This window comes from Burkholderia stagnalis (assembly GCF_039848545.1).
GTDB lineage: Bacteria > Pseudomonadota > Gammaproteobacteria > Burkholderiales > Burkholderiaceae > Burkholderia > Burkholderia stagnalis.
This window is the reverse complement of the sequence record NZ_CP156685.1, coordinates 2,892,228-2,904,002: the sequence shown is the minus strand read 5'-3', so window position 1 is coordinate 2,904,002 and position 11,775 is coordinate 2,892,228. Positions and strand designations below refer to the sequence as shown.

The window sequence follows — 11,775 nt, the reverse complement described above, 5'->3', positions numbered from 1 at the left end:
GGGGGAGAGGGTGTCACGCGGCGAGCGCGATCAGCCCCTCGGGCGCGACCGTGATGCCGACCGCCGTGCCGCGCGCAAGCTCGACGCGGCCCGGCACGTCGATCACGAGCGCATCGGGCGCCGCATGCTCGATCGTGAGCCGGGTGCGCTCGCCGAGGAACGCGCATGCGCCGATCGCGCCGCGCAACGGCGCATGCGCCGGATCGGCGAGCTGCGCATCCTCGGGCCGGAAGAACCATTCGTCGGCGGCGTGCGGCGTGGCGATCGCGCCGCCCGTCGTCACGAGCGCACCGTTCTTCCATTCTCCCGCAAGGCGGTTCAGCGTGCCGATGAACTGCGCGACCGCGCGGTTCGCGGGCCGGTAGTAGATGTCGCGCGGCGTGCCGATCTGCTCGATGCGGCCCGCGCTCATCACGACGATGCGGTCGCCGAGCTCCATCGCCTCGGCCTGGTCGTGCGTCACGTAGACGGTCGTCACGCCCAGCTCGCGCAGCAGCGCGTTCATCTCGCGGCGCAGCGCGTCGCGCAGCTTCGCGTCGAGCGCGGTGAGCGGCTCGTCGAGCAGCAGCACGCGCGGCCGCACCGCGAGCGCGCGCGCCAGCGCGACCCGCTGGCGCTGGCCGCCGGACAATTGGTCGATCGGCTTGTCCGCGTGCGCGTCGAGCCGCATCATCGCGAGCAGGTCGTCCACGCGCTCGCGCAGCACGCGCGGCTCGGTCTTGCGGATCTTCAGCCCGTAGCCGACGTTGCCGCGCACCGTCAGGTTCGGAAACAGCGCGTAGTTCTGGAACACCATGCCGACCTGGCGGCGCTCGATCGGCAGCGCGGTGACGTCGTCGCCGCCGAACGCGATCGTGCCGCCGGCGTCCGGCGTGTCGAGGCCCGCGATCAGGCGCAGCGTCGTGGTCTTGCCGCAGCCCGACGGGCCGAGCAGCACGAGCGTCTCGCCCGCGCCGATCGACAGGTCGAGCGGCTCGAGCACGCGGGTGCCGCGGAACGTCTTCGCGCAGCGGGTCAGGGTGATCGGAATGGAATCGAGTTTCATGTGAGCTTTGGTCAACGCTTGCCGCGCTGCTTCGGCGCGCGCGTGCCGGACGGGTCGACGCCGAGCCACTGCATCGCGACGAGCAGCGGCAGCGTCATCAGCAGGAACAGGATCGTGTACGCGCTGCCGACTTCGAGACGCAGCGACGCGTAGGTGTCGGCGAGGCCGACCGGCAGCGTCTTCGTGTCGGGCGTGTGCAGCATCCACGTGAGGTTGAATTCGCCGATCGACAGCGTGAGCACCGCGAGCGCGCCCGCGACGATGCCGGGGCGCAGGTTCGGCAGCACGATCGTCACGAAGCGCGTGACGAACGATGCGCCGAGGCTTGCCGCGCCTTCCTCGAGCGTGCGCAGGTCGGCGCCCGCCGCGACGGCCGCGACCGCGCGCACCATGAACGGCAGCGTGAACACGGCGTGGCCCGCGACGATGAACCACGGGCTCATCCGGAACGCGGTGAAGCCGCCGTAGACGGCCAGCAGCGCGAGCGCGGAGGCCAGGCCCGGCAGCGCGATCGGCAGCACGAGCGCTTCCTCGATGATGCGCGCGGCGCGGCTCTCGCTGCGCGCGAGCGCGTAGCCGGCCGGCACGCCGGCGACGAGCACGATCGCGAGCGTCGCGAACGCGACGTACAGCGACAGCGCGACCGAGCCGTGATACTGCTGCCACACCTGTTCGAGCCAGCGCAGCGTGAGGCCGCTCGACAGGCCGCGGAAATAGTTGACCGTCAGCCCCGCGAGCACCGACATCACGACCGGCACGATCAGGAACGCGCACAGCAGCAGCGTGACGCCCCATTGCAGCGCGGCGAGCGCGCGGGCGCCGGTGACGCGCGGCGCGCGCCGGGCAGCGGCGCTCGTGTGAGCGGGCGCGGGGGAGGGCGTGGAAGAATCGGAAAGCGAATGCATCGGATGACCCTCAGGCGGCGGCTGCCGCGGTGTGGCCGGTGAAGCGGCGCGCGAGCGCGAGCACGGCCCACGTGACGACGCCGAGCACGATCGACAGGCCGGCGGCCGTCGCGATGTTCGCGTTCAGCGTGAACTCGGTGTAGATCGTCATCGGCAGCACGTTCAGGTCGGTCGCGAGCGTGAACGCGGTGCCGAACGCGCCCATCGCGGTCGCGAAGCAGATCGCGCCGGCCGCGATCAGGCCCGGCGCGAGCGCGGGCAGCACGATGTCGCGCAGGATGCGCCACGGCGACGCGCCGAGCGAGCGCGCCGCTTCCTCGAGCGACGGGTCGAGCTTCGACGCTGCCGCGATCACGGTGACGATCACGCGCGGAATCGAGAAGTACAGGTAGCCGACGAACAGGCCCGCCACCGAATACGCGAACACCCACTTGTCGCCGGTGAGCTTCGCGGACAGCATCCCGACCAGCCCCTGCCGCCCGGCGAGCATGATCACCATGAAGCCGACGACGACGCCCGGAAACGCGAGCGGGAACGTGAGCAGCGCGAGCAGCACGCGCTTGCCCGCGAACGCGCGGCGCGCGAGCAGCAGGCCCGAGATCGTCGACAGCACGAGCGTCGCGAGCGTGACGGCCGCCGACAGCGCGACCGTCTCGCCGAGGCTCTTCATGTAGCGTGCGTTGCCGAGCAGCGCCGCATACTGCGCGACGAACGCGCCGTCGGCCGACACGCGCGCGAGCGCGACCATCGGCAGCAGCCAGAATGCGGCGAACACCGCGAGCGCGGGCGCGACGAGCGCGATGCGCCAGCGCAGCGGGAAAGTCAGGTCGGGCATCGTTGCGTCCTGCCGTTACTGCATGATCTGCAGATACTGTTGGCCGAACGCCTGCTGGCCGGCGGCCATCTTGCCGAAGTCGACGGGCTTCGCGCGCGCGTAGTCGCTCGCCGGCAGGAACTTCGACGCGACGTCGGCGCTCAGCGCCTGCGCGCGCACCGGGCGCAGGTACGCGCTCGCCCACAGCTTCTGGCCTTCGTCGGACAGCACGAAGTCGAGCACCTTCCGGCCGTTCGCGTCGTGCGGCGCGCCCTTCACGAGGCTCATCACGTACGGCACCGCGATCGTGCCTTCCTTCGGAATCACGAACTCGACGTTTGCGTTGTCCTTGTACTTCGCGCGGTACGCGTCGAAGTCGTAGTCGAGCAGGATCGGAATCTCGCCCGACAGCACGCGCGCATACGCGGTCTGCTTCGGCACGATCGGCGCGTTGGCCTTCAGCTTGCGTAACCAGTCGAGCGCGGGTGTGAAGTTGTCGAGGGTGCCGCCGAGCGCCTGGTTGACGGCGACCGCGCCCGCGTAGCCGACGAACGCGCTCGACGGATCGAGGTAGCCGACCATGCCCTTGTATTCAGGCTTCAGCAGGTCGGCCCACGAGCGCGGCACCGGCTTGCCGTCGAGCGCGTCCTTGTTCACGAAGAAGCCGAGCGTGCCCGAGTGGATCGCGAACCAGTAGCCCTGCGGGTCCTTCAGGTTCGCCGGGATGTCGTTCCAGTGCGCGGGCTTGTATGGCGCGATCACGCCCTTGTCCTTCGCCTGGAACGCCGACGACACGCCGAGATAGACGACGTCCGCGACCGGGCTCTTCTGCTCGGCGATCAGCTGCGCGATCGCCTGGCCCGAATTCTTGTTGTCGAACGGCACGCGCACGCCGGTCTTCTGCTTGATCGCGGCGATCTGCGCGGCCCAGTCGGCCCATTCGGGCGGGCAGTTGTAGCAGATCGCGGTGTCTTCCGCGTGGGCGGACGGTGCGCCGGCGAGCAGGGCGGCGCAGGTGAGCGGCGCGGCGAGCGCGCGCAGCAGGGACGACAGTCGAAGTGTCACGTTATGGTCTCCGGGTGGGCGTGTGAGGGAGGGGCGGCGCGCTCAGGCTTCGCGAAGCTGGCGGGCGGCCGGCGCGACCGTCGCGCCGTCGCGCACCGTGTGCGGCAGGATCCGCGAGGCGCGCTCGACGGGTTTGCCGCCGATGGATTCGACGAGGCGCTGCCACGCGTGCCGGCCGATGTCGCGATTCGGCGACGCGATGCTGGCGAGCGGCGGCGCGAGCAGCTCGCCGATCGCGATGCCGTCGAAGCCGAGCACCGAGATGTCGTCGGGAATCGAGAAGCCCGCGCGCCGCAAGCCGCGCATCACGACCATCGCCAGCAGGTCGTTGCTGCAGAACAGCGCGGTCGGGCGCGTCGTGCGTGCGGTCAGGTGCGCGAGCACCGCGTCGGGCAGCTCGGGCGCGTTGAAGTCGACCTCGACCGGCGGCAGCGGCGCGATGCCGCTTTCCTCGAGCGCCTGCGTGTAGCCGAGATGGCGCTGCCGCGCGCGATCGGATGCCGCGAGCGAGCCGGCGAGCATCAGCACGCGGCGATGGCCGCTTGCGGTCAGCATGCGCACGCCGTCGTACGCGGCGCGGCGGTTGTCGACCGACACCGACGGGCGGCGCTGCGTGTCGTTGTGCATCAGCACGTAATGCGGGCCGTCGTGGTCGAGCATGTCGAGCAGCGGATGCGTGTCCGCATCGGCGACCGTCAGGATCAGCCCTTCGACGCGCTGCTCGCGCAGCGTCTCGATCGCGTGGCGCTCGCGCGCCGCGTCGTACTCGGTCGTCATCAGGATCAGCTTGAAGCCGGCCGCGGTCGCGAGCTCGTCGATCCCTTGCAGGCAGTCGGCGAACACGGGGTTCGCGAGGGTCGGCAGCACGACGCCGACGAGCCGCGTGCGCTCGCCGCGCAACTGGCGGCCAAGCGGGCTCGGGCGGAATTTCAGCGTGTCGATCGCGGTGCGGATCGCCGCGAGCGTCGACGGGCTGACGGTATGCGGCGCGTTGATCGCACGCGACACGGTGGCGATCGAGAAGCCGGCAAGCGCGGCGACATCCTTGATGGTCGGGGGCATGAGGGGCGCGATGTAAACGTTTTCGGCGAAGGCATTATCGAAAACGTTTATGACCTTCCGATGACGCGTGAAGGGGGCGCATCGGAGCGGTGCGCGCGCGTGAATCGTGTGAAGGACGAGGCGGCGGTGCGGGGGCTATTGTATCGGCGGCGGTGCGAGCATGGTCGAATCCGGCCGGGTTCGACAGGGCCAAATGCGTAACGACGGAGCGAGCAGTGGTAGAATCCCGTCCGCCCTTGCCGGGGTGATGAAATTGGTAAACATAGCGGACTTAAAAGTTTGAGTGCCCAGCCGGAAACGGCCGGTGCAGAACCCTTCAAATTCGGCGAAACCCCTGATGCGATGCATCGAGGCAACGCCGAGCCAAGCCTCGCGGCGCACGCGCACGCGAGGAAGGTGTAGAGACTAGACGGGGGGCGCCTAAGGCGCACGGGCGACAGCGTCGTCCCGCACGCGATGGCGAAGGCATAGTCCAGCGCACGAACGGCATCGCTCCAGACGACGCCGGCTTCGAAAGAAGCAGTGTGACGAAAATCCGCCGCCTTAACTGGCTTGCCGGTTCGAGTCCGGTCCCCGGCACCACCTCATTCCGTAGTATCCCATATCCATCCTGTAGCAAACCCAATCTGGATAAGGATTTCCGTGCTATCTTTCATCCATGAAAGGTAGCCGCGCCGTAGCAGAATTGAGCCTTTTTTGCACCCGCGTGCACCAGAAATGCACCACGATTTGCACCAGGGAGCGGGATGGCGACATACACGAAGCGCGGCAGCATGTGGCGCGCGCAGGTGCGCCGCAAAGGGGTGACCCTGTCGGACACATTCAAGAACAAGGCCGATGCGGTCGCATGGGCGACGGCGAGAGAGCACGAGATCAACATCGGCAAGCTCACGCCCGGCACGAAGCACACGCTCGCGGACGCGCTGCGCGAGTACGAGAAGCGCGTCAGCCCGACGAAGCGCACCGCGCGATGGGAGGCGATCCGCTTCGGCGCGTTCGTCCGCGAGTTCCCTGACCTGGTCGCGATGCCGCTCGCTGCGGTGACGGCCGAACACATGGGCCGATGGCGCGACGCGCGCCTGGCCGGCGACGTGGAAACTGGTCGCGCGCCGGTCGGCACTGCAACCGTGCTGCGCGAGATCAACCTGCTGTCGCATGTGTTCACGACCGCACGCGATGAATGGAAGTGGATCACCGAGAGCCCGCTCACGGGCATGCGGCGTCCGACGGAGCCGCAGCCGCGGAAGCGCCGTATCACCGATGCCGAGGTCGGTGCGCTGCTCGAGCAGCTCGGCTATCGCGACGACGAGACGCCCGCGACGAAGTCCGCCCGGATTGGCGCGATGCTCGTGTTTGCAATCGAGACGGCGATGCGGGCCGGCGAGATCGAGGCGATGACGTGGGACGCGGTCGACCTGCAGAAGCGCTACGTGCACCTGCCGCGCACGAAAACCGGCGTCGCGCGCGATGTGCCGCTATCGCCGCGCGCGCTCGCGCTGCTGAAGCAGTTCGACCCACTGAAGAATGAGTTCGAGGGGAACGTGTTCGGGGTCGACGCGCCGCTGCGCGACGCGCTGTTCCGGAAGGCCAAGAAGGCCGCGATGCTGGACGACCTGCATTTCCACGACGCGCGCCGCGAGGCGCTGACGCGGCTATCGAAGATATTCAACGTGATGGAGCTGGCGAAGATCAGCGGGCATCGTGACCTGCGTATCCTGCAGGCGGTCTACTACGCGCCGCATGCCGCTGACCTCGCCGACAAGCTGCATCAGGCTTCGACGTGAGACTCGGCCCACGCGATCACGTCCTTCGCGCGCCAGAGCGGCCGGGCGCGCTCGGTCGCACCCTTGCCTGACGGGATGCGGATCGGGCGCGGGAAACCGTCCTGCGGCGTGATCCACTGCCGCGTGTGCTGCTCGCTGCGGTGCAGGTATGCCGCCACTTCGGCCAGATCCCACAGCGCATGCGGCGTCAGGCGAGCGGCTATTTCCTGTGCGAGTTGAGATAGTTCGGTCATCGTGCCCTCGTAGTCATGGCGAGCTCGACCCGGCGGCTGATCTCGCGATCGTAGCCGGTGAGCGTGGATTTCAGATTCGGGGCGTGCTGCGGACCCGCGATCGTCGTGCCGGCGGCCTGCACATTGAGATCGGCGTCGCTCGGCAGCGCGTAGCCGGTGCAGATCCTCGACCCGTGCTTACGCATGCCTCGTTTCAGCCGGCCGCTCACGACGAGCGATTCGAGGATCGGCTTCATCTGCGCGGCGCGCTGTTCGAACTTCGACGCGATCGACGACACCGCGTAGACCTTGCCGGGGGACATGCGCGCGACGATCTCGTCGGCGGATGGGCGGGGCGCGGTCATGATGCCTCCCGTTCTCGGCGCGCGGCGACAGCGCGCATTTCCTGCAGGTCGCGCTCGGCGTGCTCGCGCCAGCCGTTGCCGTGCTTCAGGACAAGCCTGGTGAGCCAGTGCAGCACGGCAGCCTGTTCATCCTCGGAGCGCTCCCGGATCGTCGCGCCGGCGGCGCGCATGCTGTGCGCGAAGGGTGCGCAGGTGAAATTCGGCATGCCGAGCACTTCCTGCAGCGCGGCGTGCATGCGATCGGGGTAGATCAGCGGCTCGACGTCGAGCTGCTGCGCTGCGGCAGGCTCAGCAGCGATGCTTGTCCGTTCGCCGTGGTCTGCTGTCTCGAGCGCGTCGGTCGTTACCAGTTTCGAACGTGTCTCATTGCCCTCGGCCGCGTACGAATCGACAATGGTTTCGGCGGGTCGGATTGCCTCGAGATCCGTCGTTGCTGTTGCCTCGCTCGCCTGTTCGGGAGCGGGGCTTTTTTGTGCTTCGATCACGGCGGTGATGGTTCGCATGGCTGTCTCTTGATCCAACGGGGATAAAAAAATGGGCGCTGTGCGAGCCGCCCGAAAGGCGCCGCTCCGAGGTGGATCACCGGCGGCGCGTCGGTGTTTGGTTGTCAGGCGGCGTCGACGTCGGCCGGCTCGTCGCGGTAGTCGAAGCGCTTCGCGGCGCAGAGCGAGAACAGGGCGTCGACGTCGAAGTGCGGGCCGTACACGGCCGCGCCGCGGTAGCGGAAATGCTCGCGCGCGCGGTGTTCCATCGACGTGAGGCAGCACTTAAACGCGGTCTGCACGAACTCGCTTTTCGTCATGTGCAGGGACAACTGCCATTTCCGCGTGCTCTGCGCTTCGGGCTTGCCCGTTACGACGTCCGGCTCGACGTAGTTCGCCTGCAGGTAGGGCGAGCCGCCGCGCACCGGTTGCACGACGAGGAACGTGTAGTCGAGGAATCGGATATCGCGCAGCAGCTCGCGCATTTCTTCAATCTTCATGGGGGGATCCTGAAAAAGCGGGCGCTCGTACTGGCCGCCCCAAGCCGCCGCGCGACGGGGGGACACGCGGCGGGGACGCTTACTGTTTCTTCGCGTTCTTCGCACCGCGCGCCAGGTCGGAACCGGCGAACGGATCGTCGCCGGCCTTCTCGGCGGCCGTCTTGCCCTTGCCGCCGGCTGGCTTCTGCGCCTTGTCGACCAGGTCGGGAGACTTCGGCGCCGGCGGCGTGAGCGTGATTTCGATTTCGGTCTGCGCCATGTGGTCGATGTAGCCGCGATCGTGCACGGTCGGCTTCACATATGCGTTGCACGCGATCAGCGCAGATCCGCCGTCCTGCGGGTCGACGCTGAAATCGGTCAGCTTCACCTGCCCGAGCTTGATTTCCGATTTCTCCGACGCGCCGCGGTGAAAGACGATCGTGTATCCCTCGTACTCGTTCTTCAGCTTGAGCGGCGTGTGCACGTTGACGCACTTCCGGCTCGTCAGCTCGACGTCGGCGCGCGGGAGCGACATTTCCTGCTGCGGTGTGGCCGTGGCCTTCGGCCCGCCGCGCTCGCGCTCGTAGAACGCGGGCCGCAGGTGCTTGTCGAGCTCGTCGAGCACGGTGTTATCGGTCAACCATTCGATACGGACGCTGCAGCCGTAGTCACGCTTGTCGCCCTTGAATTCCTCAACGGGCGTTACCTTCTTGATCTTGATGAGCTTGCGGTCGATGGAAAGCATGGGAGCTCCTGTTACTGGTTGGCTGCGGTCGGTGTGACGCGGCCGGCGTAATGCCGGATCCGGCGCTCGACGCATTCGGGCACGGCGCAGACCTGGCCGCCGTCGTGCGCGGCGAATACCGGGCGGAACAGCTCGCGGTCGATCGCGCTGATCGTCGGGTCGTGGCGGATCGCGGCGACCAGGCGGAACAGTTCGGTGCTGACGCTCGGCATCACGCGGCCCTCGCTGCGATGCTCGATTCCTGAAACACGCGCACGCCGTCGAGCGGACAGTTCAGCTTCAGTGCGAGCGCGAGCTTGTTGATCGCCGGCATGTTCGCGTCGAGCAGGTCGACATATTCGGGATGCGCGGCGACGTAGCGGATCAACGCGAGCTTGTCGCTCACTTCGGCCTTCCAGACCTTGCGCGTCGACACGCCAGCCGTCACGCGCGGCGCGGCCGCGATCGGCGCCGTGACGAGCGTCGCCGTCGTCTGCAGCGTGGCGACTTCGGCCGCACCTTGCTCGGCGCGGCTTTGCGCTTCGGCTTCGAGGCGCGCGGCCTGCTCGACGTCGCCGCTCTGCGCGGCCTGCACCGCCTGCTGCTGCAGCTGCACGGCCTCGGCACGTGCGGCGGCGTCGCGCGCGGCCGCTTCCTGTTCGAGCCGCGCGCGCTCTTGCCGCGCAGCTTCCTCGAGGCGTGCCTGTTCCGCGACGCGCTTTCGTTCCTGCTCGCGGTCGTACGTGGTGATCGCGGTCTTCAGCATCGACTCGGCCTGTTCGAGGTAGGTCGTCGGCGCGCGGAACAACTCCATCACGGCGTTCTTTGCCGCGTCGATCGGCCGCGTGATGCCTTTGCGGGTCGTGTCGACGTCGCGCTGCAGCCCCTTGATCTTGATGAGCTCGCGCGCGGCGAGGTCGCGCATGTCGGCGCTGTCGATCGTGTATGCCTTCGCCATTTCGAGCGCGTTCGTCGCCGACTTGAATAGCGTCTGTTCAGGCTGCGGCACCTGCAAATTCACCAGTGGTTCCATGTTTTTCCTTGAAGTTTCGAAGGGTCAGCAGTGCGAGGAAAACGGGCCAGTCGCCGCGATCGGTGAACGGCACCAGACGGTAGGTGCCGTCGGCGCGGAGGCCGAGCCCGTAGCGGTCGTCGACGGGCGTGCCGTTCTTCGCGAGCAGTTCCTGATAGGCGGCGAGCTGCACGCCGATCACGGGCCCGAGCGTCAGCATCTTTTTGATATCGACGACGGCGCGGCGGCCGCGGATCAGGCCGGTGCGGTCGAGCGTGCCGGCATAGCGCAGGGCGGGGTGATACAGCCGCAGTTCGATCGCGTCGGGCACGAAGCCAGTGTCGGCGCGGAATTTCATCCACGCGGACAGGTACGGCATCAGCTCGGACGCCAGGTCGTCGGTGTCGAGGTCGTCGACGTCGTACAGCTCGGTCATGCGGTGCACGGCCTGCCCGAGCTGGCGCGCGCGTTCGAGCGTCGCGCGCGGCACGCTGGAATAGTCGACGAGCGGCGCGAGCGTCTGCGTCACGCTCGGCACTCGCTGCGCGCCGACGCGGTAGACGTGATCGACGGGATCGAACGTCAGCATCACGCCCCCATCGGATCTTCGATCCACGCGACGATGGCGTGATAGTTCGCCTTCGTCACGCCGTCGTACCCGTGGCCGAACTTGCGGCGCATGTCGGCCTCGCCGAGCGCGGCCTGCTCCATCTTCGTGCGCAGGATGCGCATCACGCTGTCGCTGACCGGATCGCCGGCTGGCTCGCCGCGCTGGCCGGCGGCCTGCTCGAAGTCGTCGTCGGAACCGGGCTCGCGCGCGGCGGCCGGCGACGATTCGACAGCGGCGCGCGCGGCGCCAGTGCGGCGACGCGAAGTCCGCGGGGCGTCGTCGGCCCTATGCCCGTCATTCGCCGGGGTGCCGCTTTCGGCCGCGCTAGCGTTTCCGGCCGCGTTCGCCTCGACCGTGCCTGCTGCCTGCTCAGCCGGCGCGCCGTCGCTGCGCGCGCCCCCGTCAGCGTTCTGGCGCTCGCTGCGCGCGCGCGGCTGCGGCACGGGCGGCGCGTCGCCTTCGCCGGCTGCGGTCGCGAACGCCTGTTCGACGGTTGTCTCGCCTTCCTTCAGTGCGGTCGTGATGCCGAACAGCAGCGTGAGGTGTTCGAGTGTGACGTCCTCTTCGCCGCCCACGCGCAGGAAACGGAACACCGTGTCGGGCGTCGCGCCGTACTTCTGCAGGACCGCCAGCGCGCGGGCGCGCCGGTTCGCGAGCGTCTGGTGATCGCCTATCGCGGTGCGGCGGGCCGCCTCGTACATATCGGCCCAAAATGCCTTCGGCACGCCCTTCAGGATCGAATTTCGCAGCGCGATCGAACACGCGGCGTTTGCGGTGACGCCGATCATGTCGGGTTTGAACCGGCGCCCGTGTTTGTCGATGATCCGGCGCTGCACCTCGTATGTGATCGCGACGTTGCGCTCGAGGTCGTGGAACACGCCCTGAGACGTCACGAAGTCGCCCTGATCGCTGACGACGCGCGCGCCTGCGCGGCTGTTGCCCCATGCGCTCGCGATCACCTCGGCGAAGCGCGCGCTCGGCCCCTCGATCGTCTTGCCGTCGCGAGGCAGCGCGTAGATGCATTCCTGAGCGATGTTCTCGTTCAGCGTGACCATCTGCAGCGCCTCGTCGCGGAAGCGCTTGATCGACCGCGGATACTTGTGAGCGGTCGCGATTTGCTGATCGATTTCGCTCTTGTTCAGCAGCGCGACGGTGCTGCTGTCGACGTCCATTTCGACGATTTCAGACATGGGTTCCTCGTTCTATGGCGGTCAAT

Annotated in this window: 15 protein-coding genes; 1 reads left to right on the top strand and 14 read right to left on the bottom strand. The window is 68.1% G+C overall.

All coding sequences use genetic code 11. The annotated features are described in order from the left end of the window. Positions 1-13: 13 nt before the first annotated feature. Genes ABFO07_RS13430 through ABFO07_RS13410 form a run of 5 tightly spaced genes read right to left on the bottom strand, consistent with a single transcriptional unit; the run spans position 14 to position 4,891 of the window. Positions 14-1,045 (bottom strand): ABC transporter ATP-binding protein, encoded by a 1,032-nt coding sequence (locus ABFO07_RS13430; RefSeq protein ID WP_059891776.1) that lies wholly within the window; start codon positions 1,043-1,045, stop codon positions 14-16. 11 nt (positions 1,046-1,056) lie between these two features. Further along, positions 1,057-1,950 (bottom strand): ABC transporter permease, encoded by an 894-nt coding sequence (locus tag ABFO07_RS13425; protein WP_347467595.1) that lies wholly within the window; start codon positions 1,948-1,950, stop codon positions 1,057-1,059. A gap of 10 nt (positions 1,951-1,960) precedes the next feature. Next, the gene (locus ABFO07_RS13420; RefSeq protein ID WP_059564831.1) at positions 1,961-2,785 is read right to left on the bottom strand and encodes an ABC transporter permease; all 825 of its coding nucleotides are present in this window, start codon (positions 2,783-2,785) and stop codon (positions 1,961-1,963) included. 15 nt (positions 2,786-2,800) lie between these two features. Continuing rightward, positions 2,801-3,829, bottom strand: a complete 1,029-nt coding sequence (locus tag ABFO07_RS13415; RefSeq protein ID WP_347467592.1) for an ABC transporter substrate-binding protein — start codon at positions 3,827-3,829, stop codon at positions 2,801-2,803. Positions 3,830-3,871: 42 nt separating this feature from the next. Beyond that, complete coding sequence (locus ABFO07_RS13410) at positions 3,872-4,891, bottom strand: LacI family DNA-binding transcriptional regulator (protein ID WP_347467590.1); 1,020 nt, start codon at positions 4,889-4,891, stop codon at positions 3,872-3,874. Positions 4,892-5,637: 746 nt separating this feature from the next. On the opposite strand from ABFO07_RS13410, the gene ABFO07_RS13405 reads away from it, so the two are divergent. Next, positions 5,638-6,675, top strand: a complete 1,038-nt coding sequence (locus tag ABFO07_RS13405; RefSeq protein WP_347467588.1) for a tyrosine-type recombinase/integrase — start codon at positions 5,638-5,640, stop codon at positions 6,673-6,675. Here ABFO07_RS13405 and ABFO07_RS13400 read toward each other — a convergent pair. The 9 genes from ABFO07_RS13400 to ABFO07_RS13360 all read right to left on the bottom strand — a co-directional run bounded on the left by ABFO07_RS13400 (position 6,660) and on the right by ABFO07_RS13360 (position 11,749). Further along, positions 6,660-6,908: a helix-turn-helix transcriptional regulator gene (locus tag ABFO07_RS13400; RefSeq protein ID WP_347467586.1), complete on the bottom strand. Its 249-nt coding sequence runs from the start codon at positions 6,906-6,908 to the stop codon at positions 6,660-6,662. The genes ABFO07_RS13405 and ABFO07_RS13400 overlap by 16 nt on opposite strands. Beyond that, positions 6,905-7,252: a DNA-binding protein gene (locus ABFO07_RS13395; protein WP_347467584.1), complete on the bottom strand. Its 348-nt coding sequence runs from the start codon at positions 7,250-7,252 to the stop codon at positions 6,905-6,907. Before ABFO07_RS13395 ends, ABFO07_RS13400 begins: the two co-directional genes overlap by 4 nt. Continuing rightward, the gene (locus ABFO07_RS13390; protein WP_347467582.1) at positions 7,249-7,755 is read right to left on the bottom strand and encodes a hypothetical protein; all 507 of its coding nucleotides are present in this window, start codon (positions 7,753-7,755) and stop codon (positions 7,249-7,251) included. The genes ABFO07_RS13395 and ABFO07_RS13390 overlap by 4 nt, the downstream gene beginning before the upstream one ends. A gap of 104 nt (positions 7,756-7,859) precedes the next feature. Next, on the bottom strand, positions 7,860-8,234 hold the full coding sequence (locus tag ABFO07_RS13385; RefSeq protein ID WP_347467580.1) for a hypothetical protein: 375 nt from the start codon (positions 8,232-8,234) through the stop codon (positions 7,860-7,862). Positions 8,235-8,313: 79 nt separating this feature from the next. Continuing rightward, the gene (locus ABFO07_RS13380) at positions 8,314-8,958 is read right to left on the bottom strand and encodes a hypothetical protein (protein ID WP_347467578.1); all 645 of its coding nucleotides are present in this window, start codon (positions 8,956-8,958) and stop codon (positions 8,314-8,316) included. Between the two features lie 11 nt (positions 8,959-8,969). Then, positions 8,970-9,170, bottom strand: coding sequence for a hypothetical protein (locus ABFO07_RS13375; protein ID WP_347467577.1), 201 nt, complete (start codon positions 9,168-9,170; stop codon positions 8,970-8,972). After that, entirely contained in the window at positions 9,170-9,970 is an 801-nt protein-coding gene (locus ABFO07_RS13370; RefSeq protein ID WP_347467575.1) for a hypothetical protein, read from the bottom strand. Before ABFO07_RS13370 ends, ABFO07_RS13375 begins: the two co-directional genes overlap by 1 nt. After that, positions 9,933-10,538, bottom strand: a complete 606-nt coding sequence (locus ABFO07_RS13365; protein WP_347467573.1) for a hypothetical protein — start codon at positions 10,536-10,538, stop codon at positions 9,933-9,935. The genes ABFO07_RS13370 and ABFO07_RS13365 overlap by 38 nt, the downstream gene beginning before the upstream one ends. Beyond that, complete coding sequence (locus tag ABFO07_RS13360) at positions 10,538-11,749, bottom strand: hypothetical protein (protein WP_347467571.1); 1,212 nt, start codon at positions 11,747-11,749, stop codon at positions 10,538-10,540. The genes ABFO07_RS13365 and ABFO07_RS13360 overlap by 1 nt, the downstream gene beginning before the upstream one ends. Between the last annotated feature and the right edge of the window lie 26 nt (positions 11,750-11,775).

Excerpts from the sequence above, each read along its gene's own strand:
- ABFO07_RS13430 (WP_059891776.1), bottom strand. The coding sequence starts at position 1,045 with ATGAAACTCGATTCCATTCCGATCACCCTGACCCGCTGCGCGAAGACG.
- ABFO07_RS13425 (WP_347467595.1), bottom strand. The coding sequence starts at position 1,950 with ATGCATTCGCTTTCCGATTCTTCCACGCCCTCCCCCGCGCCCGCTCAC.
- ABFO07_RS13420 (WP_059564831.1), bottom strand. The coding sequence starts at position 2,785 with ATGCCCGACCTGACTTTCCCGCTGCGCTGGCGCATCGCGCTCGTCGCG.
- ABFO07_RS13410 (WP_347467590.1), bottom strand. The coding sequence starts at position 4,891 with ATGCCCCCGACCATCAAGGATGTCGCCGCGCTTGCCGGCTTCTCGATC.
- ABFO07_RS13405 (WP_347467588.1), top strand. The coding sequence starts at position 5,638 with ATGGCGACATACACGAAGCGCGGCAGCATGTGGCGCGCGCAGGTGCGC.
- ABFO07_RS13400 (WP_347467586.1), bottom strand. The coding sequence starts at position 6,908 with ATGACCGAACTATCTCAACTCGCACAGGAAATAGCCGCTCGCCTGACG.
- ABFO07_RS13395 (WP_347467584.1), bottom strand. The coding sequence starts at position 7,252 with ATGACCGCGCCCCGCCCATCCGCCGACGAGATCGTCGCGCGCATGTCC.
- ABFO07_RS13390 (WP_347467582.1), bottom strand. The coding sequence starts at position 7,755 with ATGCGAACCATCACCGCCGTGATCGAAGCACAAAAAAGCCCCGCTCCC.
- ABFO07_RS13385 (WP_347467580.1), bottom strand. The coding sequence starts at position 8,234 with ATGAAGATTGAAGAAATGCGCGAGCTGCTGCGCGATATCCGATTCCTC.
- ABFO07_RS13380 (WP_347467578.1), bottom strand. The coding sequence starts at position 8,958 with ATGCTTTCCATCGACCGCAAGCTCATCAAGATCAAGAAGGTAACGCCC.
- ABFO07_RS13375 (WP_347467577.1), bottom strand. The coding sequence starts at position 9,170 with ATGCCGAGCGTCAGCACCGAACTGTTCCGCCTGGTCGCCGCGATCCGC.
- ABFO07_RS13370 (WP_347467575.1), bottom strand. The coding sequence starts at position 9,970 with ATGGAACCACTGGTGAATTTGCAGGTGCCGCAGCCTGAACAGACGCTA.
- ABFO07_RS13365 (WP_347467573.1), bottom strand. The coding sequence starts at position 10,538 with ATGCTGACGTTCGATCCCGTCGATCACGTCTACCGCGTCGGCGCGCAG.
- ABFO07_RS13360 (WP_347467571.1), bottom strand. The coding sequence starts at position 11,749 with ATGTCTGAAATCGTCGAAATGGACGTCGACAGCAGCACCGTCGCGCTG.